We start from the raw sequence: 23,128 nt of genomic DNA, 5'->3' as shown, positions 1-23,128 counted from the left end.
TGAAACTCAAAGTAATAGTATAAAAATAAAAATGACAATAAAAGGAGATTAAATTATGTTAGAGAAAATGCAGGAAATTATCGCAGAGCAGTTAAACGTTGAGGCAGGTAAAATTACCGCTGAATCTTCCTTCAAAGAGGATTTGGGAGCAGATTCCCTGGATTTGTTTGAGCTTGTTATGGCTCTTGAGGATGAGTATTCTGTTGAAATCCCGTCTGAGGATCTGGAGAAACTGACTACGGTTCAGCAGGTTATGGACTATTTAAAAGCAAAGGGCGTGGAAGCGTAATGAAAACCAGAATTACCGAACTTTTGGGAGTGGAACAACCGATTGTCCAGGGAGGCATGGCCTGGGTGGCTGAGCATCACCTGGCGGCAGCCGTATCGGAAGCCGGAGGCTTAGGCCTCATCGGTGGGGCAAATGCTCCCGGCGAGGTGGTACGGGCGGAGATCCGTAAGGCAAAGGAGCTGACAGGAAAACCTATCGGCGTCAATGTCATGCTGTTAAGCCCTCATGCAGAGGATGTGGCCAAGGTAGTGGTGGAGGAAGGCATCAAGGTGGTGACCACCGGAGCCGGAAACCCGGAAAAGTATATGGATATGTGGAAGGCAGCAGGCATCAAGGTGATCCCGGTGGTGGCTTCTGTGGCGCTGGCAAAGAGAATGGAGAAGTACGGTGCTGACGCAGTGGTGGCGGAAGGCAGTGAATCAGGCGGCCATATCGGCGAACAGACGACCATGACTTTAGTTCCCCAGGTGGTGGATGCAGTATCCATACCAGTGATCGCAGCCGGCGGAATCGGAGACGGACGGGGAATCGCTGCAGCATTTATGCTGGGTGCGGAGGCTGTCCAGATCGGAACCAGGTTTGTGGTTGCAAAGGAATCCATTGTCCATGCCAACTACAAGCAGCGGATTATTAAGGCAAAGGACATTGATTCCGCAGTAACCGGACGCAGCCATGGCCATCCTGTCAGGTCTTTGAGAAACCAGATGACCAGGGAGTATGCGAGGCTGGAGCAGGAAGGCAAGTCCTTTGAGGAATTGGAATATATGACCCTTGGAACCTTAAGAGCGGCAGTTCAGGAGGGGGATATCACAAACGGCACGGTTATGGCCGGGCAGATCGCAGGCATGATTACCAGGGAACAGACCTGTAAGGAAATGATTGAAGAGATGATGGAGCAGGCAGAGAGATTGCTTGGCCGTTAAAGAGGAGTTTATTATTATGAGCAAGATTGCATTTATTTTCCCAGGCCAGGGTGCGCAGTACTGTGGTATGGGCCAGGATTTTTATGAGCAGACAAGGATTGGAAAAGAAACATATGATATGGCTTCCAGCCTGCTTGGTTTTGACTTACCAAAACTTTGCTTTGAAAAGAATGACCGGCTGGATATTACGGAATACACTCAGGCGGCCATGGTAACCACCAGCATTGCCATGATGCGGGTTCTGGAAGCAGAAAAGGGTATAAGGCCGCAGGTGTCTGCCGGCTTGAGCCTGGGAGAATACTGTGCGCTTGCGGCGGCAGGAGTCATGAGTGATGCTGATGCCATCCGGACAGTCCGGCAGAGGGGAATCCTCATGCAGGAAGCGGTTCCTCAGGGAATCGGAGCCATGGCGGCCATTCTGGCACTGGATGCCTTAAAGATTGAAGAAGTATTAAGCGGTATGGATGGAGTCCAGATCGCTAATTACAACTGCCCGGGGCAGATTGTAATATCAGGTAAAAAAGAGGCTGTGGAAGCGGCAAATGAAAAGCTGCTGGCAGCAGGCGCAAAACGGGCGCTGATGTTAAATGTAAGCGGCCCTTTCCATTCCTCCATGCTCACCGGAGCGGGGGAACGATTGGGAGAGGTTCTTAAGGGCGTGGAAATAAAGACCCCTAAGATTCCCTACGTAGCCAATGTGACAGCACAGTATGTAACAGACAGTGAAATGGTAAAGCCTTTGCTAAAGGAGCAGGTGTATTCTTCCGTGCGCTGGCAGCAGAGTGTGGAAACCATGCTGGCAGACGGGGTAGATACCTTTATCGAAATCGGGCCTGGTAAGACTTTGGCCGGATTTATCAAAAAGATTACAAAGGACGCAAAAGTCTTTAATATAGAAAAACTGGAAGATATGGAGAAACTGGGATAGGAATTCCTTTCAATAAGGTAGGAGGAAATGAGCATGTTAGATGGAAAGATAGCAGTGGTGACCGGAGCTGCCAGAGGAATAGGAAGAGCGATTGCCGTAAAGCTGGCAGACCAGGGAGCAACAGTGATTATTAATTATAATGGTTCTGATTCCCTGGCCCTGGAAGTGGTAAAGGAAATCGAAGAAAAAGGCGGTAAGGCGGAAGCTGTTCAGTGTAATGTAGCGGATTATGAAAGCGTTGGAGTGTTTTTAGAAGGCGTAATAAAGAAATACGGAAAGCTGGATATTCTTGTGAACAATGCGGGAATCACACGGGATAATCTGTTGATGAAGATGTCAGAAGAAGATTTTGACACGGTGATCAATACCAACTTAAAGGGAGTATTTAACTGCATGAAGCATATCGCCCGCCAGATGATCAGGCAAAAGAGCGGAAGAATCATAAACATCTCCTCTGTGTCCGGCGTTTTAGGCAATGCAGGCCAGGCAAATTACAGCGCAGCAAAGGCCGGTGTTATCGGCATTACCAAGTCATTTGCCAGAGAAGTTGCAAGCAGGGGAATTACGGTAAATGCAATAGCTCCCGGTTTTGTTCAAACGGATATGACTGAGGTTCTGCCGGAATTCGTAAAGGCGGCATCCTTAGAACAGATCCCAATGAAACGTTTTGGTGCAGCAGAAGATATTGCCGGTGTGGCAGCATTTCTGGCATCAGAGGAAGCCGGATACATTACTGGCCAGGTGATCAGTGTGGATGGCGGCATGGCCATGTAAAAAGGAGAGACGTATGAAGAGAAGAGTCGTAATAACCGGTATGGGTGCAATCACCCCAATCGGAAAAGATGTGGAAAGCTTTTGGAATGGTTTAAAGGAAAATAAGGTGGGGATTGGTCCGATCACCCAGTTTGATACAACGGATTATAAGGCAAAGCTGGCTGCCGAGGTTAAGGATTTTGATCCAAAGGAGTATATGGATGCAAAGGCAGCAAAGCGAATGGAGCGTTTTGCCCAGTTTGCCGTGGCAGCCTCTAAGGAAGCGCTTGAGTCTTCAGGCATTGACATGGAAAAGGAAGACCCTTACCGTGTGGGCGTATGCGTTGGTTCAGGAATCGGAAGCCTGCAGGCCTTAGAGAGGGAGAATAAAAAGCTTTTGGAAAAGGGGCCGGGCAGAGTAAATCCTCTTCTGGTTCCTCTGATGATATCCAATATGGCGGCCGGAAATGTGGGCATTCAGTTTGGATTAAAAGGGAAATGCATCAATGTGGTGACTGCCTGTGCCACTGGAACCCATTCCATTGGAGAAGCTTTCCGTTCCATCCAGTACGGAGAAGCGGATGCAATGGTGGCAGGAGGAGCAGAAGCCAGCATCACTCCTATCGGAGTGGCAGGATTTACAGCGCTTACGGCACTTACGACTGCTGCTGATCCCCTTCGTGCCTCTATCCCCTTTGATAAGGACAGAAGCGGCTTTGTCATGGGAGAGGGAGCCGGTGTAGTAATTTTAGAAGAGCTGGAACACGCTCTTTCAAGGAATGCAGTTATTTATGGTGAAGTGGTTGGTTACGGTTCTACCTGTGATGCGTACCACATCACTTCTCCGGCCGAGGATGGAAGCGGTGCGGCAAGAGCCATGACCGATGCCATAAAGGATGCCGGAATTACTCCTGAAAATATTGATTATGTGAATGCCCATGGTACCAGCACTCATCACAATGACTTATTTGAGACCCTGGCTATAAAGACTGCTTTAGGCGACCATGCAAAGGATGTAAAGATCAGCTCCACCAAGTCCATGGTGGGCCATCTCTTAGGCGCTGCAGGAGGAATCGAGTTCATTGCCTGTGTGAAATCCATTCAGGATGGATTTGTTCATGCCACTGCCGGCCTTTTAGAAGAGGGAGAAGGATGCGATCTGAATTATACCAAAGGGGAAGGCGTTGCCTGTGATGTGACATATGCCATCAGCAATTCCCTTGGGTTTGGCGGACATAATGCCAGCATTCTTGTGAAGAAGTTCGAACGATAGGAGGCAGTTTATGGAGATTAATGATATTATCAGGCTGATGCAGGCTGTGAAAGAAAATGAACTGACCAGCTTTAAGGTAGAAGAGGGAAGCTTAAAGCTCTCTATTAAGAAAGAAAAAGAAAGAGAAATTGTGACAGTATCCGGAAATCCTGTTGTTCAGGCAGAAATGGCAGCAGGTGTTTTCACCCAGCAGCCCCTTTCAGCAGGTGCTCCTTCCGGGAACATCGTGGAAGAGGGGAACAATGATATCTGTTCGGAAAAGCTTGTGTCCTCTCCTTTGGTGGGAACCTTCTATAATGCGTCATCTCCTGACACGGAACCCTTTGTAAAGGTTGGAGATCCGGTAAAGAAGGGTCAGGTCCTGGGAATTATCGAGGCCATGAAGCTGATGAATGAGATTGAATGTGAATATGATGGTGTGGTGGAAGCCATTTTGGCAGGTAACGAAGATGTAGTGGAGTACGGTCAGCCTCTGTTCCGTATCCGGTAGGCAGTTGTGAAAGCTAAGAGAGGCCCAGAGGCTGGGCCTCTCTTTTAAAAGCAGGAGGGCGCATGATGTTAGGTATTAAAGAGATTCAGGAGATCATTCCTCACAGACATCCATTTTTACTGGTGGACTGCATCGAGGAGTTTGAGCCGGGAGTAAAAGCGGCTGGATATAAATGTGTAACTTATGATGAGCCCTTTTTCCAGGGACATTTTCCAGAGGAACCGGTTATGCCGGGTGTCCTGATCATAGAGGCTTTGGCCCAGGTAGGTGCAGTGGCGATTTTAAGCCTGGAAGATAATAAGGGAAAAATTGCTTACTTTGGCGGCATTGACAAGGCAAAATTCAAGCACAAGGTTATTCCGGGAGAAAGACTTAAGCTGGAATGTGAGATCATTAAGCGTAAAGGTCCTGTTGGTGTGGGAAAGGCCATTGCAACCGTAGACGGAAAGCTGGCCGCCAGCGCGGAACTGACATTTATGATTGGATAGGTGAAGCTTATGTTTGATAAGATTTTAATTGCCAATCGTGGTGAGATTGCGGTACGTATCATAAGAGCCTGCAGGGAAATGGGGATTAAAACGGTTGCCGTTTATTCAGAGGCGGACCGGGAGAGCCTTCATACCTTATTGGCTGATGAGGCGGTCTGCATTGGCCCGGCGCCCTCGACCCAGAGCTACTTAAACATGGAGAGGATCCTCACGGCTACCGTAGCCATGAAAGCGGATGCTATTCATCCGGGATTTGGTTTTCTTTCGGAAAATACAAGGTTTGCGGAACTTTGTGAAAAATGTAACATTGCCTTTATCGGACCTTCCGCACAGGTAATAGGGAAGATGGGAAATAAATCCGAGGCCAGAAAGACCATGATGGAAGCTGGAGTCCCCGTGGTCCCAGGCGGAAAGGAAGCGGTCCGTCAGGTGGAAGAAGCAAAAGCCATGGCAGAAAGGATCGGTTTTCCTGTTATGATCAAGGCTTCCTCAGGAGGCGGCGGAAAAGGCATGAGGATATCCAAGAGCCTGGAGGATTTTGAAGCCAACTTTAAGAATGCTCAGATGGAGTCGGTAAAGGGATTTTCTGATGATACCATGTATATTGAAAAATATATTGAAAAACCAAGACACATTGAATTTCAGATCATGGCCGATAAGTTTGGAAATGTGGTGCATTTAGGAGAGCGTGACTGCTCCATTCAAAGACGCCATCAAAAGGTTCTGGAAGAATCTCCGTCAGCAGCTATTTCTGAGGAACTGAGGACCCGTATGGGAGAGATTGCGGTCCGTGCGGCCAAGGCCGTTAAATATGAGAATGCGGGAACCATTGAGTTCCTTCTGGATAAACATAAGAATTTTTATTTTATGGAAATGAACACCCGCATCCAGGTGGAGCATCCGGTGACCGAGATGGTAACGGGTCTTGATTTAATCAAGGAACAGATCCGTATCGCGGCAGGAAAGCCTTTAAGCGTAAGGCAGGAGGATGTAGCCATAACAGGCCATGCCATTGAATGCAGGATCAATGCAGAAAATCCGGCGAAAAATTTCATGCCCTGTCCGGGCCTCATAAAAAATGTCCATGTGCCCGGAGGAAACGGGGTCCGCATTGACACACACATTTACAATGAATATAAGGTTCCGGCAAACTATGATTCCATGCTGATGAAGATGATCGTCCACGGTAAGGACCGGGAGGAAGCCATCTTAAAGATGAGAAGCGCTCTTGGGGAACTGATCATAGAGGGAATTGAGACAAATGTGGATTTTCAGTTTGATATCCTGAGTCATGACGCTTACCAGAGTGGAGATGTGGATACGGATTTTATCCCCAAATATTTTCCGGATTATGTCCGGTAGGCAGGTAAAGGAGCGATCTTATGTTAAAAAGCATGTTTAAGAAAACCTATACACTAATAGACAGCAAATACAAGGCTCCTGAAAAGTCTGAGGAACCAGGCATTCCGGCCGGGCTGTGGAGAAAGTGCAATAAATGCAGCCAGCCCATTTATGTGGAGGATGTGAGAAGCAATCATTTCATCTGCCCCAAATGCAAGGGGTATTTCCGTCTCCATGCTTACCAGAGAATTGAAATGGTGGCGGATGAGGGAACCTTTGAAGAATGGGATAAGGAGATGGAATTTAAAAATCCCCTTGATTTTCCAGGTTATGATAAAAAGGTGGCTGCAGCCAGGGAAAAGACCGGCCTTTCAGAAGCCATTGTCACCGGACGCTGTGAGATAAACAGCCAGAAGGCTGTGATCGGAGTCTGTGATGCCCGTTTCATTATGAGCAGTATGGGTCATGTGATGGGGGAGAAGATCGCAAGGGCCGTGGAGCGGGCCACAAGGGAAAAGCTTCCGGTGATCCTTTTTGCATGCTCCGGCGGAGCCAGAATGCAGGAAGGGATCGTATCCCTCATGCAGATGGCAAAGACCTCGGCAGCCTTAAAGCGCCATCATCAGGCAGGCCAGCTTTATATCAGCGTTCTTACGGATCCTACTACAGGAGGAGTGACGGCCAGTTTTGCCATGCTGGGTGATATTATTCTGGCAGAGCCTTTCGCCCTGATCGGATTTGCAGGACCCCGGGTCATTGAACAGACCATTGGACAGAAGCTGCCGGAAGGGTTCCAGAGGGCGGAGTTTTTGCTTGAACATGGCTTCATTGACAAGATCGTGCCCAGGGAAGAGATGAAGGTAACCCTGGCAAACATCTTAAAGCTCCACAATCCCCAAATCGTTCAGGGTTTTCCTGTGGATAACCGGGTAAAAGCGGAAGCAAATGGTGGAAAAAAGAAGCCCTTCCGGCCCCGAAAGAATAAAAGGAGTGCCTGGGATACGGTATTATTATCCAGAAGCTCGGACCGGCCGGTGGCATCGGATTACATTCATGCGCTGTTTGATGATTTTATGGAATTTGCCGGAGACCGTTATTATAAAGATGACGGTGCAATCGTAGGCGGGATCGCCTCTTTCCATGGAATTCCTGTTACGGTAATCGGACAGGAAAAGGGGAAGAATACAAAGGATAACATCAGACGGAATTTTGGAATGCCTTCCCCTGAGGGATACCGGAAGGCTCTGCGTCTGATGAAACAGGCGGAAACCTTTGGCCGGCCGGTCATCTGCTTTGTGGATACGCCGGGAGCCTTCTGCGGCCTTGAGGCCGAGGAAAGGGGCCAGGGAGAGGCCATCGCCAGAAATTTATTTGAAATGGGGGATTTAACTGTGCCGGTTCTTTCCATCGTAATAGGAGAGGGAGGCAGCGGCGGCGCTCTTGCCATGGCAGTGGGCAATGAAGTCTGGATGATGGAAAATTCCATTTATTCCATCCTTTCTCCTGAGGGGTTTGCTTCGATTCTTTATAAGGACAGCAAAAAAGCGAATGACGCGGCCAGGGTCATGAAGATCACGGCCAGGGATTTAATGGAGTTAGGTCTCATAGAGCGGGTGATCTCAGAAGAAGAGCCGGCCTGTGCAGAGAACCTTGACCTGATTGCAGAAGAAATGGATAAGGCCATGGAAGAATTTTTTGCCGTTTTCCTTACCATGACAAAGGAAGAACTTGCAGATCAGAGATATGAAAGATTTAGGAGAATGTAATGGGAACATTAAAACCTTTGGTAATAGGAGAACTGGTGGCCAGCCATCCGGTGATTCAGGGTGGTATGGGAGTAGGAATCAGCCTTTCTTCCCTGGCCGGAGCAGTGGCAAAGGCCGGAGGGATCGGAATCATTTCCACGGCTCAGATCGGCTTTCGGGAGCCTGATTTTAAGGAAAATCCTTTGGAAGCGAATTTACGGGCCATTGGACAGGAAATGAAAAAGGCAAGGGAAATCGCGCCGGAGGGCATAATAGGCTTTAACATTATGGTTGCCACGAAAAGTTATGCCAGCTATGTGAAAAAGGCGGTAAAGGCCGGGGCGGATTTAATCATATCCGGAGCCGGGCTTCCTGTAAGCCTTCCGGAATATGTGGCAGAGGCGGCGGAAGAGGCCGGAATTGCGTTAAAGACCAAGATAGCGCCCATTGTATCAACGGTTAAGTCTGCCATGGTTATTTGCAAGATGTGGGACCGTAAATACCATCAGGCACCTGACCTGGTAGTGGTGGAGGGACCATTGGCAGGAGGACACCTGGGATTTTCCAGAGGGGATTTAGAAAACCTTGGAGTAGATACAGAGGATGTGGAACATACTTATAAGCAGGCGGAATATGATGAAGAGGTAAAAGGCATCATCAGGCTTGTAAAGGAGTATGGGGATAAGTACAATAAGGTAATTCCTGTGGTGACTGCAGGAGGCATTTACTCTCATGAGGATGTAGAGCACCAGCTTTCCCTTGGAGCTGACGGCGTCCAGGTTGCGACACGGTTTGTGACCACTGTGGAATGCGATGCCCCGGAAGAGTTTAAGCAGGCATATCTTCAAGCAAAAAAAGAAGATATCGTCATTACCAAAAGCCCGGTGGGAATGCCGGGAAGGGCCATAAAAAATCCTTTCTTAAAGACAGTGGGAGATACGCCTTTCCGTCTGGAGCATTGTTATCAATGTCTGGATAAATGTGACAGGAAGACTATTCCTTATTGTATTACAAAGGCTTTGGTGGACTCCGCGGAAGGACGGACCGAAGATGGACTGATTTTTTGCGGAAGTAAGGCTCATCTTGCAACACGGATGGAAACAGTGGAAGAGGTTATAAAAGATCTGGTTGGTGAGAATTGATTCCGTTGTAGGGTATTTAACTAAAAGGGGCTGCAAAGCTGCCGGTTTAAAGAAACCGGAGCTGCAGCCTTTTTAATGGCGCGTACAGCAGATAAGACTGTTTTTTAAGTGGTTGCGTGAACATAGAGGTAGTGCTATAATGGGAAAGATAAAAAATTGTTAAGAAGACTTAGAGAGAAATGGAGAGCTGCATGGAAAGCAAGAAAATCATTCAGGTGGAAGAAAAAGTGCCATTTAAGCTGCTGGTGCCCTTAAGTATCCAGCATATGTTCGCAATGTTCGGGGCGTCAGTCCTGGTTCCTTTTATATTTGGAATCAACCCGGCAATTGTACTGTTCATGAATGGAATTGGAACATTATTTTTTATTTTCATAACAAAGGGAAAAGCACCGGCATACCTTGGCTCCAGTTTTGCGTTCCTGGCACCGGCAGGAATTGTTATCAGCAAATGGGGCTATAATTATGCCCTGGGCGGGTTTGTTGTTGTGGGTATTTGCGGTTGTGTTCTGGCACTGATTATTTATAAATTCGGTTCGGACTGGATTGATACTGTCCTTCCTCCGGCGGCTATGGGACCGGTTGTGGCTTTAATTGGACTGGAACTGGCAGGAACAGCCGCATCCAATGCAGGCCTTAAGGATGAAATGATCGATATGAAGAATGTCATTGTTTTTCTGGTAACTCTGTTGACAGCAGTGATTGGTTCTGTGGTATTCAGAAAATTCTTATCTGTTATCCCGATTTTAATTGCGATTATTGCAGGATATGTGGCTGCACTTTTATGCGGTATTGTAAATTTCAATGAGGTCAGCACCGCAGCATGGCTGTCCCTTCCAAATTTTTCAGTACCTAAGTTCAGATGGGAAGCAATTGTCATTATTCTCCCGGTGCTTCTGGTCGTTACTTCAGAACATATCGGCCACCAGATTGTAACCGGTAAAATAGTTGACAGAGATTTGATTAAGGATCCCGGACTTCACCGCTCCTTGCTGGGAGATTATATATCAACCACACTTTCCGGTCTTGTTGGCTCCGTGCCCACCACCACATATGGGGAAAATATCGGTGTTATGGCAATGACAAAGGTATACAGCGTCTATGTAATTGGTGGAGCGGCTGTTCTCTCTGTTATCTGTTCTTTTATCGGAAAGATGACAACACTGATCAACACAATTCCAGGGCCGGTAATCGGCGGAATTTCATTCTTACTGTATGGAATGATTGGAGCCTCAGGTATTCGTATTCTGGTCGATGCAAAGGTAGATTATGGAAAATCCAGAAATATGGCCATGACCTCCGTTATCTTTGTAACAGGACTTTCCGGTGTTGCCGTAAAGTTTGGAAGCATTCAGTTATCAGGTATGGTTCTTGCATGTGTAGTAGGCATGCTGATGGGTCTCATGTTTTTTGTGCTGGACAAGCTGAATCTGACAAATGACAGGGATAATGGTTAATTAAAGTAAGAAAAGATCCGGGAGGGTCAATAACCGGGAAATGTGAATCGCAGATTTTTAAAATACCGCAAAGCAACGGAATATCAGTTGTTTTGCGGTATTTTTCATATTCCTGTAAATATCCTCTGATTGTAATAAGGTCATTTTAAAGGGAATAAGATGGATTAAGAAAGATGTGAAAGATGTTAAGAAGAGGAAAGAGCAATGCTGAATTATTTATGGGCCTTTATGATGCTGGCAGGCGTCCTTTGGGGGGCTTTCCACGGAAATTTAAGCGGGGTGACAGACGGGGCTTTGACTTCTGCTAAGGAAGCTGTTATGCTGTGCATCACCATGCTGGGAATCATGTCATTTTGGAGCGGCATCATGGAGATCGGGCGAAAATCCGGGCTGATCGAACGGATTTCTCAGAAAATGAGCCCCATACTTCGTTTCCTTTTTCCCCGGATCCCGGATGGCCATCCGGCCTTTGAATACATCTCTACCAATATCATCGCCAATATCCTGGGGCTTGGCTGGGCGGCTACCCCGGCAGGGCTTAAGGCCATGGAAGCCTTAAAGGAACTGGAAGATAAGCGGAGAAAAGGAGAAGTTTCCGGGAGGTATCTGAAAAAGCCGTTTCCGGAAGGAACTGCAAATAATGAGATGTGTACCTTTCTTATCATTAATATTTCTTCCCTGCAGTTAATACCGGTCAATATGATCGCCTACAGGAGCCAGTATGGCAGTCCCAATCCAGTGGCCGTGGTGGGACCGGCGCTCCTTGCCACCCTCTTTTCAACCCTTGTGGGTGTGGCTGCCTGCAAACTGCTGGACCGTTAGGTAGTCCCTTATAGGACTGTTTTATCATAAATCCCTTACTTTACAAAGTCTGGGATTTATTTTTATGCCGGAAAAAGGGGATAAAGGCAATTGTAATTTGGATAATGTGCACAATATTTTTCGCCTTTATTAAGCACATTTTTTATTTACAACACTTTTATTATATGTTAAATTATTACCATAAGTAAGATATAAGGTATTACCTTATACAATAGGAGGTCTAATATGGACTATGAGATTGACGTTAAAAATCTAAAGCGGTGCGCGGAGATATCCCGCCAGTCAAGGGAAGGAGGCAACACGCCTTTTGGGGCGCTTTTAGCAGGAAAGGATGGAAGCATTCTTCTGGAACAGCCCAATGTTGAGATTACGGAAGGGAAATGCACGGGTCATGCTGAGACACAGGTAGCTGAGAGAGCATCTCAACTATACTCTAAGGATTTTCTTGGGGAATGCACTCTTTATACAACGGCAGAGCCATGTGCCATGTGTGCAGGAGCTATCTATTGGGCGGGCATCGGACGGGTGGTGTACGGAATGTCTGAAAAAGATCTGCTGGCCCATACAGGTGCAGATCCTCAGAATCCTACCTTTGATCTGCCCTGCCGTGAGGTATTTGCAAGGGGACAGAAAAAAATTGAAGTTGTTGGACCATTTCCGGAACTGGTAGAGGAGATTGCAGAAGTCCATAAGGGGTATTGGAACAATTAAAAGTTGATGAATCATGGAGGGTTTCGAGATGGATCAGAAAAATCAAAGTCAACAGGCAGATACAGAATATTCCCGCAGCGCTGTGCCTTTAAACCAGCGAAAAAGCTATTTCAGCCTTACAATTATCTGGACCGGGTTTGTTTTTGTTATCACCAGCATGATGGCAGGAGGGGGTCTTGCCGCAGGACTGGATTTTAAGGGGATTCTTATTGCAACGTTGGGGGGCAATATTTTCTTAAGCATCATTGCTGTGTTAATCAGTATTATTGCCTGCAAGACAGGACTTACCTTTGCCCTGCTCACCCGTTATAGTTTTGGTTCCAGCGGTTCCAAGGCCGCATCGATTTTTGTACCGATTGTAAATTTCGGCTGGTATACCATTCAGGCAGCTACTTACGGACATTTTGTGGCCCAGGTATTCCATTTTGGCTGGGTTGGCGAAGGAGCCTGTATGGCGGCCAGCGCCGTTGTCATGGGAATTTTCGCCATGTTCGGTATCCAGGCAATTGCCATCTTGGGATATATCGCTATCCCGGCAATCGTATTTCTGTCCATTGCCACTGCCATCCGTTCTCTGGGTGTCATGGGCGGCGCAGAGGCTCTGTTCTCCTACGTTCCAAGTGCAAATATACCTCTGTTCTCAGGGATTACAGCTGTTATCGGCACATGGGTGCTTTCTACCGCCACCTGTATTGCAGATATCATGCGTTATGCCAAGGATACGAAAACAGCCGTATCTGCAACTCTTACAGGTCTTTTAGGCGGCAACATCCTCATGATCGTCTGCGGCGCGATTGCAGCCATTGCCATGCAGAACAGCGACTTGACTGTTATTCTCTTAAGCTTTGGGCTGGTCATTCCCAGCTTGATCCTTATGACCACCAACATATTTACAACCAATGCGGCAAATCTTTACTCAACCTCCTTAAATCTTTCCAATGCATTTAAGATGGAGAGAAAGAAAATGCTGGGGATCCTTTTGGCGCTGTCTGCTGTTGCAACCCTTACAAGGCCATATGAGATCGGTTTTCTGTTCAGCTTCTTAAATATTCTGGGAACCGTTGTTCCTCCGTTATCCGGAATTATCCTTGCTGACTATTTCCTGGTTCACAAGGGACGGTACGAGGATTTTGACAAAGCTTCCTTCCGCAAATGGAATCCGGTTCCATGGATCACCTGGGCTGTTTGTATTGCAGCGGTATACATAATTCCCTTTGGACTTCCTTCATTGAACGGAATGATACTGGGAGCCATTATTTATACGGTATTAATGGCTGTAACCAACAGGCAGGTGACTGGTAATCTGGCTGAAGAAGCGTAGAAGGAGGGAGTTATATGAACAGGTATAAATTAAGCGCCCTGGTGGGTACGGTCATCATGGGGGTCGGATCATTCATGGCTTGCCTGGCTGAGAAGACGCCGTATATTTTTACTGGAAATGTACTTCTTGTGGTAAGCATTTTCGTCATGATATATGGCTACGCCAAGTGGCAGCCATAAATAAGGGGTTATAAAAGGGGTGAAAGATATAAAGTCCCTTATCATAATGGTCAAGATACATAAGGAAGCAGCTTCAGAAACAATAAAAACATCATGGACAGCTTCAAATGTTGAAAAAACAGGATGCACCGATAGCGGTACATCCTGTTTCTTTAACATTTTTGGCCAACTTGGCCCTTGGCAATGGCTGCGTATTCATATATATAACCGATACAATACAGAACCTGCCGTTATGACTGCCCCTATGATGGACATTACACGATAAATCTTAACGGATTCCAGGTCGTGTTTCTCTTTAAGCATGTACACGATTCCTGCAACCAGTACTCCTATTCCCACGGTTAAAAAAAGAACAAATAAAAATAATTCTTTCACTTTTTTTCCCTCCATTTTAAAAGTAAAGATGAATTGATAATAACTGCAACCGAACCTACATTATGAACAAGAGCGCCTACTACGGGACTTAGTATTCCGGTAATTGCCAGCGCGATTGCGGCAAAGTTGAGTATCATGGATGCCGCAAGATTCATGTTAATGGTATGCATTGTCTTTTTAGATAGCATCAGCAGGTGTGGGATTTCCCGTATATCATCACCGACAAGGGCAATATCCGCCGCTTCGATTGCAATATCGCTTCCTATGCTTCCCATTGCGATCCCTACCTGGGCAGCCTTTAATGCGGGTGCATCATTGATACCGTCGCCAACCATGCAGACAAGCTCCCCGTTTTCCTGATACCGCCTGATTGCGTTCAGCTTGTCTTCTGGCAGGCAACCGGATTGTATGTCACTGATTCCAGCGGTTTTTGCCATGTGATTAGCTGCTTGTGGTGAATCACCTGTAAGCAAAACGGTGTTTACGCCAGTGAATGCTATTTCTTTTACGACCTTGGCGGCATCGGGACGAATCGTATCAGAGAGCCCAATCAGGCCCAATACATTCTCTTGATCCATAATATAGATAATGGTGCTTCCCTCAGATTTGAGGTATTCCCCACTTTCCAGCAAACGGTCAGGAATAGTGAGACCATTGTCCTTAACAAGGGCTTCATTTCCGGAAAAAAACGGATGCCCATTTATCATAGCAGACACCCCCCGCCCCGCCAAAAGCTGAAATGAATCTGGATCAGCCGGCAGCTTCCTGTATGTTTCTTTATAGCTTGCCACAATCGCCTTTCCAAGTGGATGCTCGGACCTTAACTCCGAAGCTGCGGCAACTTGGAATAATTGTTCATCGGTCATCACAGCAGAACAGCTTTGAATCTTTACTACAGATGGCTTACCATATGTAAGCGTACCTGTTTTGTCAAAGGCGATACGCTTTACTTTTGCCAATCTTTCCAGCGCGTCTCCCTGACTGACAAGAATCCCGTATTTTGTAGCATTGCCAATACCTGCCATGATTGCGGCGGGTGTGGCCAGCACCAACGCACAAGGGCAAAATACGACTAAAATGGTAACACTGCGAATAATCTCGCCTGTTACAAGCCATGTAATTGCGGCGGCAGCAAGGGCGATAACCACAATCCATGTAGCCCATCGGTCTGCTATTCCAACAATTCTGGCTTTTCCAGCGTCCGCTGATTCTACAAGGTGAATCATGCGTTGCAGTGAGCTATCCCCACCAACCTTTTGCGCCTGCATGTCAAAGGTTCCAAACTGATTGACGGTTCCACTCTTTACCTCATCGCCTTCCCTTTTGTCAACAGGGAGCGATTCTCCTGTCATTACGGATTGGTCAACGGAAGTTTGTCCTTTAATAATGATTCCATCCACAGGAACTGTTTCGCCTGCCAATACGCGAAGGGTATCGTCAACCTTGACCTGCTGGGCCGGAATGGTGATTTCTTCGCCATTCAGAAGAACCCTTGCCGTAGCAGGTGTTAAATGCACCAGCTTTTCAATTCCTGCCCGAGCCTTGGCAACAGTCCGTTCTTCCAGAAACGAGCCAATTGTCATAATAAAGGCAACCTCGCCAGCCGCAAATATTTCACTAATCATAACTGAAGCAATGAGGGCAATGGACACCAATACATCTGCCTTAATATCAAGCTCTGTAACAAGCCCGGCAACTGCGCCCTTTACGATTGGAATGCCGCAAAGCAGGATGGCAACCCATGCCGCATTAACAGGCAACGATCCAATGTCAAAGAAACTGATAGTTAATGAAATAGCCGAAAGGCAGAGAAACAGTATTGTCCTCTTTTCGCTATCTTTAAAAAATGTCAACAAATAAATCACTCCTTATATACTTATGGGGGTATACGTACACACAACAAGAGTATACCCCTATAGGTATACTCTTGTCAATAAAAAAAAGCAACCGGGTTTCGGATGCTGATTTTCAGAGAGATATATTCTTTTAGCTCATACGTGAAAAGTGCTCTATAGCCTTTGCAAATTCTGCTATCGTTTTATCGGCGTCCCCGTGTTCGATTCCTTCTCTTACACAATGATTTAAGTGTCCTTCCAGAATTACTTGTCCAACTTTATGCAAAGCGCCTTTAGCTGCATTGACCTGAATAAGTATATCCTCACATGAAATGTCTTCGTCTATCATTTTATCAATCGCCTTGATTTGACCCATGATTTTATTCAACCGACGATGCAGATTATCTGCATCCATACACTGGCGCATTCTCCCACCTCCTTATACCTATAGGGGTATAAAATAAGAATATCATACTTAGCCTGCTACGTCAATCTGATGGTATTGTAACGTTACACACGAACAGGGATTTAACCGTATGATGAAAAGAAAAATTCTGTCGGAACAGTTGGGCCATGCCTGCCTGCTAACCATTAGGACATTGGCCTAAAGAAGAAAAATAAAGCGGCCCGGAATGAAAGCGTTTAAAGCATTCATTTCGGGCCGCTTGTTTTGTATATGCTGTAAATCTTAAATTTCTTCATAGTGCAGAAGCCTCTTACGTATTTGACTATATTTTAATATAGTGGTGTCTACATACTCCCAGGCATATACGGCAGCAGTACCATCCTCGTCATAATTCATGCCTTTCAGAAGGAGAAATGCTTTTGGCGGAATGCCAAAGCGTTCCAGAAGTCCGTTTAACAGTTCCACATCCTTACTGTATACTGCATTCAGTTCTACCTTATCCCATTCCAGCTTTTTCCCGGTGGCCTTGTACATAAAGTAAAATACGGAATCAACGAAGTTGTCCAGCTCCGCCATATCCACTCCGTTAAGATAGGAGAATGGGATGTAATCCCTTGTGACAGCGCATATCTGCGTATCAGCATAAAATATCTTGTCACAGACAAGAACCAGGCCGCCTTCCGCCATTTCAAGGTGGTTTGCCACATCCCTGTCCGCCTTGATGATGTCGTGGTGAATCATCTCTATTCTGGGTTTATAGCCGCTGTTGGTTATCATGTCCACAAAATGCATGACAGGATTAAAGCTGGCTTTCATTTCAAAAAAGCTGTTATTAATAAAAGTTCCTCTTCCATGCCTGCGGAATATCATTCCCTTTGCAGACAGATCGTCGAGGACGCTTCGCAGTGTGATGCGGCTGACTCCCAGCATTCTGGACAGTTCTTCTTCTCTTGGCAGTTTGTTATTCATCGAGAGATCCATCTGTTTGATAAAATGCAGCAGTTCCACTTCCACCTGTGTTTTTAAATCTGTTTTTTGAATACGCCGCGGTTTTGGTTCCTTGCTTTTTTCTGTCATGTAATCCCCCTATCAAATTTTATTTAAAAGAGCAGGAATTCCGTTATTTCCATTTTATCATGGCAGAATTATATTGTAAACATGTGTGCAAAATTTAAGCCTTAGGACAGAGTTTCTTTATAATGTTTTAATGCTTGTGCCAGCTGATCCGGACAGGAAGTGGGTCTGAATCCGCACTGGATTCCTTCCAGTCTTTTGATGGCTTCATCTACATCCATGCCTTCCACCAAACGGGACACGCCCTGGGTGTTGCCGGAGCAGCCGCCTACAAACTGAACCTGAACCAGTTTGTTATCCTCTACTTCAAAATCAATTTCCTGTGAACAGACGCCGTGTGTTTTATATTTCAACTTAATTTCCTCCGATTCATAATGTTTCGTTATAACAGATTATAAAATTATAGGAAATCCGGGCAGCATTGTCAATAGTTCTTTGCAGGCAGGATAGGGTAAACCCATTGGAATCCGGTGAATTTCCCAAGTATTTATCCTGACAAATTTGATACAAACTGCTATAATAGGTAGCAGCACACAAAAAGCGGTACTTAAGGGAAGCTTGTGAAAATACCCTTGGGGTATACCTTTATGCCTTAGGAACAGGGGCATGAGGAAGAAAGGAGAAAAATTATGTTAGGAATCATCGGAGCCATGGATGTAGAGGTGGCAGAAGTAAAAAAGGCCATGGAGAAGGTTACGGTAGAAACCATAGCTGCAATGGACTTTTATAGAGGATTTTTAAAAGGAAGAGAAGCGGTGGTGGTCCGTTCCGGAATCGGTAAGGTAAATGCAGCAATCTGCACCCAGATTCTGGCAGACCATTACCATGTGACCGCAGTCATCAATACCGGAATTGCCGGTTCTTTAAAGAATGAGATCAACATCGGGGATGTGGTGCTTTCCACAGATACGGTACATCACGATATGGATGCCACCGGCTTTGGATATCCTGCGGGACAGATCCCCCAGATGAAGGAATTTGCATTCCAGGCCGATGAAAGGCTTCGGAATCTGGCTGAAGAATGCTGCAGAGAGGTTAATCCTGAAATCGGAGTTTTTACCGGAAGGGTGGTTTCAGGGGACCAGTTTATTTCTGATAGGGTTAAAAAACAGTGGATATCCCAGACTTTCGGCGGATACTGCACGGAGATGGAAGGGGCTGCCATCGCACAGGCGGCATACTTAAACCACATCCCTTTTCTCATCATAAGAGCTATCTCAGATAAGGCGGATGACAGCGCAAACATGGACTACAGCGAGTTTGAGGCGAAGGCGGTCAAGCATTCTGTAAACCTTATTTTAGCCATAGCTGAACGGCATTCATATTAGGTTGAGAATCGAATCCTGACAAAATTTGACGAACGATTCTAGGCTCTCTCATCTTCCCAAAGACAAACCGGGTGATTATAATAGACCTATCACCGGTCGTAACCGGGAAGAAAGGGGAGCTATTATTATGCTGGAATTTTTACAGACAGGCAAAGCGCTATTCGTGCTGGCAGCCCTGTGCGGCATCGGCATTGTCACCAGATGGCTGACACGTAACCTCTACAAAAGATTGATCAAAGAATCCGATAACCTTACATTGACTAAAAACAAGAGTCTTCGGGCATTTAAACAGAAGACAGAAACCACGTACCAGATGAACCAGGGAATCCCAAAGGTAAAGCCGTATCTGGAACGGCAGATGTATGATTTTAAATATATGGGTGTAACACTTCACGGATGGAATATGTTTTCCAACCAGATGACGCTCTGGTGCTTTCTGGCAGGAGGTGCAGCGGCATTTGCATCCTATTGGTACCGAACTGATTCTTATTACATAGTCTTGTATGGCTCGGCAGGGATCATGGCTGGACTGTTCACCATTCTGGTGGACCACGGTGCAGGAATTGTGGAGAAACGGCAGCAGCTGTTTGCGTCCCTGGACAATTATCTGGAAAATACGCTGATTTATCGGTTGGATATGGAACGAGAGGATTTACAGGCAATATCGGGGCCTCATGTGGAAACCCGTGAAAATATAAGATCTATTTATTCCCAGTCGTCAAAGCCCGGGGCAGAAGAGGAGCCGGAGCAGGACAAGAAGGCGGACAGAAGAAGTGCAAGGCAGAGAAACGGAACCCTGGAAAAGCCTTTAAGGAACCGTTCCTCAAAACAGTCCATGGAGGTATTTTCTGAAGCCTCGAAAGAGGTGCCCGAAAGAGGGGAAAGCCAGGCCCAGCCCGAGCTTAAGAACTCCAGGCGGGATGTGGACTACTTAAAACGAAGCTTGGAACAGATTGCCGCCAGCAGGGAAAGAGAGCGGGGAGGCAGGCAGGGAGAGGACTGGTTAAAAGATCTAAGTCCTGATGAGTTAAAGCTGATCGGTGAAATTCTCCAGGAATATTTAACATGAACGTTTGGAAGGCCAAATGAAAATCATGTCGCATTTAGAACTGTTCTGTGGTATAATTTTCCCAAGCAGGGGGTAAGAGACGTTGCCTTTGCGAGAATAAAAGGAAAAGGAGAATATTAGCAATGGGAAATATAAGTTTTGATTATTCCAGGGCAGCAGGATTTGTATCAGCAGAGGAAATGGAGAATATGAAGGCCACAGTTATGTGTGCAAAGAATGTGCTGATGGACAAATCCGGTGCAGGCAATGATTTCTTGGGTTGGATTGACCTTCCGGTGGATTATGATAAGGAAGAGTTCCAGAGAATAAAGACGGCAGCAGAGAAGATTCAAAATGATTCTGATGTTCTGCTTGTCATCGGTATCGGTGGTTCCTATCTTGGAGCCAGGGCAGCCATAGAATTTTTATCCCACAGCTTTTACAATGTATTGCCAAAAGGAAAACGTAAAACTCCGGAGATTTATTTCGTTGGAAACAGCATCAGCAGCAAATACATCCATGACTTAAAGGATGTGCTGGAAGGAAAGGATTTCTCCGTTAATATTATATCAAAGTCCGGTACGACCACAGAGCCGGCAATCGCTTTCCGGGTATTTAAGGATATGCTGATTGAGAAATATGGCCGTGAGGAGGCAAATAAAAGGATTTATGCCACCACGGATAAGGCAAGGGGCGCACTGAAGAATCTGGCTGATGAGGAAGGCTATGAATCCTTTGTGGTTCCGGATGACGTAGGAGGACGTTTCTCAGTGCTTACAGCAGTCGGCCTTCTTCCGATTGCAGTGTCCGGCGCTGATATTGATAAATTAATGGAAGGGGCGGAGGCGGCCAGGAAGGAAACCCTGGAAGCGCCCTATGAGTCAAACGGCGCCCTTCAGTATGCGGCCGTGCGCAATATCCTGCTTCGTAAAGGAAAGACAGTGGAGATCGTGGCAAATTATGAGCCAAGCCTTCATTATGTTTCCGAGTGGTGGAAGCAGTTGTTTGGAGAGAGTGAAGGAAAAGATCAAAGAGGGATCTTTCCTGCCGCAGTGGATTTGACCACAGACTTACACTCTATGGGACAGTTTATTCAGGATGGGTCCAGAATTATGTTCGAAACCGTACTGGAGATGGAAGAATCTCCCGGGTCGATCCTTCTTAAGGAAGAAGAGGTCGATACCGACGGTATGAACTATCTTGCAGGCAAGAGTGTTGATTTTGTAAATAAGAGTGCTATGAACGGAACCATTCTGGCTCATACTGACGGGAACGTGCCTAACCTGATGGTTAAGATTCCTAAACAGGATGAGTACAGCCTGGGACAGCTTTTCTACTTCTTTGAATATGCATGCGGTATCAGCGGATATATTTTGGGCGTAAATCCGTTTAACCAGCCGGGAGTGGAAAGCTATAAGAAGAATATGTTCGCGCTCCTCGGAAAACCGGGATATGAGAAGGAGAGAGAGGAGCTCTTAAAGAGATTATAGGATGTTGGCAGAAAACGCCGGTATTCTGGTCCAGACTTTTATAAAAGGTGGGACCGGGACACCGGCGTTTTTATAAACCTTGGTTTGATTGGAAAAATTAAAGATATATTTAAGAAAATTTTAGATATGAAATAACCGTATTGTATAGTATACTTAATAGTGCGTTAATAAATACACAAGATTAAAGGAGGAAGATATGAAAAAATGTTTAATGCTTTTCCTTGCTTTGGCCACGACCCTGTCATTGGCTGCCTGCAAGGGAGAAAAGGATCCCAAGGTGCTCTATGATGAGGCTTCGAAAAAAACATCGGAGCTGGCCTCTATGGATGTGATCTCTGCGATCAATATGCAGATGACCCAGGGGGAGGAAACCACGGATATCAAGATGAACCTGGATATGAAGATGGCGGACATAAACACAGAGAAGATGAGATACCTTGCACAGGGGACTACTTCCCTTATGGGCCAGGATCTGGATATGCTCATGTATTATGAGAATGGGTATTATTATATGGATTCCATGGGCCAGAAGGTTAAATACGCCATGGATTTAGATGCCATGATGGAACAGATAAAGCAGAGCACAGAAGGTGCAAGTGTAGATTCTTCTTATCTGAAGGAGATCACGGCAAAGAAGGATGGAGAGAACCAGGTTCTTACCTTTACCGTTGATGCTGAAAAGATGGACTCCTATGTAAAGGATATGCTGGTTCAGTTAGGAACCAATATGGAAGGGGTTAGCTACTCCATCAAGGAGGCCAGCGGAGAGGCGACAGTCAATAAGGAAGGATATTTTACCAGCTCAAAGATCAAGATGTCCTTTGAAATGACCGCTGAGGGCGAGACCATAGCTATGGTTATGGATACGGATTCCACCTATAACAATCCTGGTCAGACCGTTGAAGTCACGGCTCCGGATCTGGAGGGATATACGGAAATCGATGCCAGCGCGCTGGAGAATTAGTAAATCGATTGCAGGATAAAAGATTCTCAATCATTCGCTGATACCGAATAAAGAAGTATTAAGGAACATTAGAAAGGCAAAGGCATTGGAAGCGGCAGGATATGCCGGACAGCTTCCGCCTTTGCCTTTTATTTATATCCCAGGTTTATATTAATGTGGAAGCAGCATACATTCGTTCAGAGCTGCCATCATCTCCATTTACCATTGTAAGGAAGTCCCAACCGCACTTTTCATAAAATTCTGTATAATCTGTTATTAAATATATCTTTTCAAATCCCATATTGCCTAGCTCTTTTCTGGAAAAATCTAAAAGGTACTTAGCAATGCCCAGTCCGCGATAATTTTCTTTTACATACAAAGCGCATAAATTTGGGCTTAAGTCTTTCCGGTCATGGAAGTCGTTTTCTATAATTCCTGCCCCGGCTATCATTTCCTGCTTTTCATTTAAAACAAGATACCATTGGGGGATTCCTGTTTTTTGATTGATGGACTGCCCCATGCTTTCCCTGTAAGTCTCAACAGGAATGCCCCACTTTTGAGAAAACCAGAAAGCTGCTTCTTCTAAAAATTCAGGATAGTCACATAATTTCTTCAATGTTATGGTTTCCAATTTATTTCCTCTTTCTTCGAAAACTAAATTATCTGTTCATTTCTGCCAAAGACTTTATGGAAAGCAGTATATATCATTCTAAAGTGATTTACAATTACTTTAACGGTATGCCAGTCATTTTCTCAGACTGCTATCAATC

At 45.9% G+C, this 23,128-nt stretch carries 25 protein-coding genes; 19 read left to right on the top strand and 6 right to left on the bottom strand.

Features of this window, described 5'->3' with window-relative positions:
• Positions 1 to 55 precede the first annotated feature (55 nt).
• The 15 genes from acpP (at position 56) to ABFV83_RS16745 (ending at position 13,859) form a co-directional block, all read left to right on the top strand.
• Positions 56 to 289, top strand: a complete 234-nt coding sequence (acpP, locus tag ABFV83_RS16815; RefSeq protein ID WP_054739924.1) for an acyl carrier protein — start codon at positions 56 to 58, stop codon at positions 287 to 289.
• Positions 289 to 1,212 carry an enoyl-[acyl-carrier-protein] reductase FabK gene (gene fabK / locus ABFV83_RS16810; RefSeq protein WP_349945441.1) on the top strand — a complete coding sequence of 308 codons (924 nt, stop codon included), beginning with the start codon at positions 289 to 291 and terminating at the stop codon, positions 1,210 to 1,212. Before acpP ends, fabK begins: the two co-directional genes overlap by 1 nt.
• Positions 1,213 to 1,228: 16 nt before the next feature.
• Entirely contained in the window at positions 1,229 to 2,140 is a 912-nt protein-coding gene (fabD, locus tag ABFV83_RS16805) for an ACP S-malonyltransferase (RefSeq protein WP_349945439.1), read from the top strand.
• 33 nt (positions 2,141 to 2,173) lie between these two features.
• The gene (gene fabG / locus ABFV83_RS16800; protein ID WP_349945437.1) at positions 2,174 to 2,914 is read left to right on the top strand and encodes a 3-oxoacyl-[acyl-carrier-protein] reductase; all 741 of its coding nucleotides are present in this window, start codon (positions 2,174 to 2,176) and stop codon (positions 2,912 to 2,914) included.
• A gap of 13 nt (positions 2,915 to 2,927) precedes the next feature.
• Positions 2,928 to 4,166: a beta-ketoacyl-ACP synthase II gene (fabF, locus tag ABFV83_RS16795; protein WP_349945436.1), complete on the top strand. Its 1,239-nt coding sequence runs from the start codon at positions 2,928 to 2,930 to the stop codon at positions 4,164 to 4,166.
• Between the two features lie 10 nt (positions 4,167 to 4,176).
• Positions 4,177 to 4,656 (top strand): acetyl-CoA carboxylase biotin carboxyl carrier protein, encoded by a 480-nt coding sequence (accB, locus tag ABFV83_RS16790; RefSeq protein ID WP_349945434.1) that lies wholly within the window; start codon positions 4,177 to 4,179, stop codon positions 4,654 to 4,656.
• Positions 4,657 to 4,718: 62 nt separating this feature from the next.
• Positions 4,719 to 5,144, top strand: coding sequence for a 3-hydroxyacyl-ACP dehydratase FabZ (fabZ, locus tag ABFV83_RS16785; RefSeq protein WP_349945432.1), 426 nt, complete (start codon positions 4,719 to 4,721; stop codon positions 5,142 to 5,144).
• A gap of 9 nt (positions 5,145 to 5,153) precedes the next feature.
• Positions 5,154 to 6,506 (top strand): acetyl-CoA carboxylase biotin carboxylase subunit, encoded by a 1,353-nt coding sequence (locus ABFV83_RS16780; RefSeq protein WP_349945430.1) that lies wholly within the window; start codon positions 5,154 to 5,156, stop codon positions 6,504 to 6,506.
• Between the two features lie 20 nt (positions 6,507 to 6,526).
• Positions 6,527 to 8,251, top strand: coding sequence for an acetyl-CoA carboxylase carboxyltransferase subunit alpha (locus ABFV83_RS16775; protein ID WP_349945429.1), 1,725 nt, complete (start codon positions 6,527 to 6,529; stop codon positions 8,249 to 8,251).
• Positions 8,251 to 9,372 (top strand): nitronate monooxygenase family protein, encoded by a 1,122-nt coding sequence (locus ABFV83_RS16770; RefSeq protein WP_349945427.1) that lies wholly within the window; start codon positions 8,251 to 8,253, stop codon positions 9,370 to 9,372. The genes ABFV83_RS16775 and ABFV83_RS16770 overlap by 1 nt, the downstream gene beginning before the upstream one ends.
• Positions 9,373 to 9,563: 191 nt before the next feature.
• Positions 9,564 to 10,826 carry a uracil permease gene (gene uraA / locus ABFV83_RS16765; RefSeq protein ID WP_349945426.1) on the top strand — a complete coding sequence of 421 codons (1,263 nt, stop codon included), beginning with the start codon at positions 9,564 to 9,566 and terminating at the stop codon, positions 10,824 to 10,826.
• Between the two features lie 204 nt (positions 10,827 to 11,030).
• Positions 11,031 to 11,648 (top strand): nucleoside recognition domain-containing protein, encoded by a 618-nt coding sequence (locus ABFV83_RS16760; protein ID WP_349945424.1) that lies wholly within the window; start codon positions 11,031 to 11,033, stop codon positions 11,646 to 11,648.
• A 225-nt stretch (positions 11,649 to 11,873) separates the two neighbouring features.
• Positions 11,874 to 12,359, top strand: coding sequence for a nucleoside deaminase (locus tag ABFV83_RS16755; protein WP_349945423.1), 486 nt, complete (start codon positions 11,874 to 11,876; stop codon positions 12,357 to 12,359).
• A 28-nt stretch (positions 12,360 to 12,387) separates the two neighbouring features.
• Positions 12,388 to 13,680 carry a cytosine permease gene (locus ABFV83_RS16750; RefSeq protein WP_349945421.1) on the top strand — a complete coding sequence of 431 codons (1,293 nt, stop codon included), beginning with the start codon at positions 12,388 to 12,390 and terminating at the stop codon, positions 13,678 to 13,680.
• Positions 13,681 to 13,694: 14 nt separating this feature from the next.
• On the top strand, positions 13,695 to 13,859 hold the full coding sequence (locus ABFV83_RS16745) for a hypothetical protein (protein ID WP_349945420.1): 165 nt from the start codon (positions 13,695 to 13,697) through the stop codon (positions 13,857 to 13,859).
• A 195-nt stretch (positions 13,860 to 14,054) separates the two neighbouring features.
• On the opposite strand, the gene ABFV83_RS16740 is transcribed toward ABFV83_RS16745, so the two are convergent.
• The 5 genes from ABFV83_RS16740 to ABFV83_RS16720 form a co-directional block, all read right to left on the bottom strand.
• Complete coding sequence (locus tag ABFV83_RS16740; protein WP_349945418.1) at positions 14,055 to 14,234, bottom strand: hypothetical protein; 180 nt, start codon at positions 14,232 to 14,234, stop codon at positions 14,055 to 14,057.
• The gene (locus ABFV83_RS16735; RefSeq protein ID WP_349945416.1) at positions 14,231 to 16,090 is read right to left on the bottom strand and encodes a cation-translocating P-type ATPase; all 1,860 of its coding nucleotides are present in this window, start codon (positions 16,088 to 16,090) and stop codon (positions 14,231 to 14,233) included. The genes ABFV83_RS16740 and ABFV83_RS16735 overlap by 4 nt, the downstream gene beginning before the upstream one ends.
• A gap of 130 nt (positions 16,091 to 16,220) precedes the next feature.
• On the bottom strand, positions 16,221 to 16,496 hold the full coding sequence (locus ABFV83_RS16730; RefSeq protein ID WP_054739918.1) for a metal-sensing transcriptional repressor: 276 nt from the start codon (positions 16,494 to 16,496) through the stop codon (positions 16,221 to 16,223).
• Positions 16,497 to 16,757: 261 nt separating this feature from the next.
• Entirely contained in the window at positions 16,758 to 17,552 is a 795-nt protein-coding gene (locus ABFV83_RS16725) for a GntR family transcriptional regulator (RefSeq protein ID WP_349945414.1), read from the bottom strand.
• A gap of 101 nt (positions 17,553 to 17,653) precedes the next feature.
• Complete coding sequence (locus ABFV83_RS16720) at positions 17,654 to 17,902, bottom strand: TIGR03905 family TSCPD domain-containing protein (RefSeq protein ID WP_349945412.1); 249 nt, start codon at positions 17,900 to 17,902, stop codon at positions 17,654 to 17,656.
• Positions 17,903 to 18,178: 276 nt separating this feature from the next.
• Here ABFV83_RS16720 and ABFV83_RS16715 point away from each other — a divergent pair, with 276 nt between their 5' ends.
• From ABFV83_RS16715 to ABFV83_RS16700, 4 genes are all read left to right on the top strand, one after another.
• The gene (locus ABFV83_RS16715; RefSeq protein ID WP_349945410.1) at positions 18,179 to 18,877 is read left to right on the top strand and encodes a 5'-methylthioadenosine/adenosylhomocysteine nucleosidase; all 699 of its coding nucleotides are present in this window, start codon (positions 18,179 to 18,181) and stop codon (positions 18,875 to 18,877) included.
• A gap of 127 nt (positions 18,878 to 19,004) precedes the next feature.
• Entirely contained in the window at positions 19,005 to 19,946 is a 942-nt protein-coding gene (locus tag ABFV83_RS16710) for a hypothetical protein (RefSeq protein WP_349945408.1), read from the top strand.
• A gap of 122 nt (positions 19,947 to 20,068) precedes the next feature.
• Positions 20,069 to 21,415 carry a glucose-6-phosphate isomerase gene (locus tag ABFV83_RS16705; protein WP_349945406.1) on the top strand — a complete coding sequence of 449 codons (1,347 nt, stop codon included), beginning with the start codon at positions 20,069 to 20,071 and terminating at the stop codon, positions 21,413 to 21,415.
• A gap of 196 nt (positions 21,416 to 21,611) precedes the next feature.
• Positions 21,612 to 22,379, top strand: a complete 768-nt coding sequence (locus tag ABFV83_RS16700) for a DUF6612 family protein (protein WP_349945405.1) — start codon at positions 21,612 to 21,614, stop codon at positions 22,377 to 22,379.
• 145 nt (positions 22,380 to 22,524) lie between these two features.
• Here the strand turns inward: ABFV83_RS16700 and ABFV83_RS16695 are convergent, their stop codons facing one another.
• On the bottom strand, positions 22,525 to 22,989 hold the full coding sequence (locus tag ABFV83_RS16695) for a GNAT family N-acetyltransferase (RefSeq protein WP_349945403.1): 465 nt from the start codon (positions 22,987 to 22,989) through the stop codon (positions 22,525 to 22,527).
• Positions 22,990 to 23,128 lie beyond the last annotated feature (139 nt).

The sequence above is a fragment of the Lacrimispora sp. BS-2 genome (genome assembly GCF_040207125.1).
Lineage (GTDB): Bacteria > Bacillota > Clostridia > Lachnospirales > Lachnospiraceae > Lacrimispora.
This window is presented reverse-complemented; position numbering and strand designations above follow the sequence as displayed.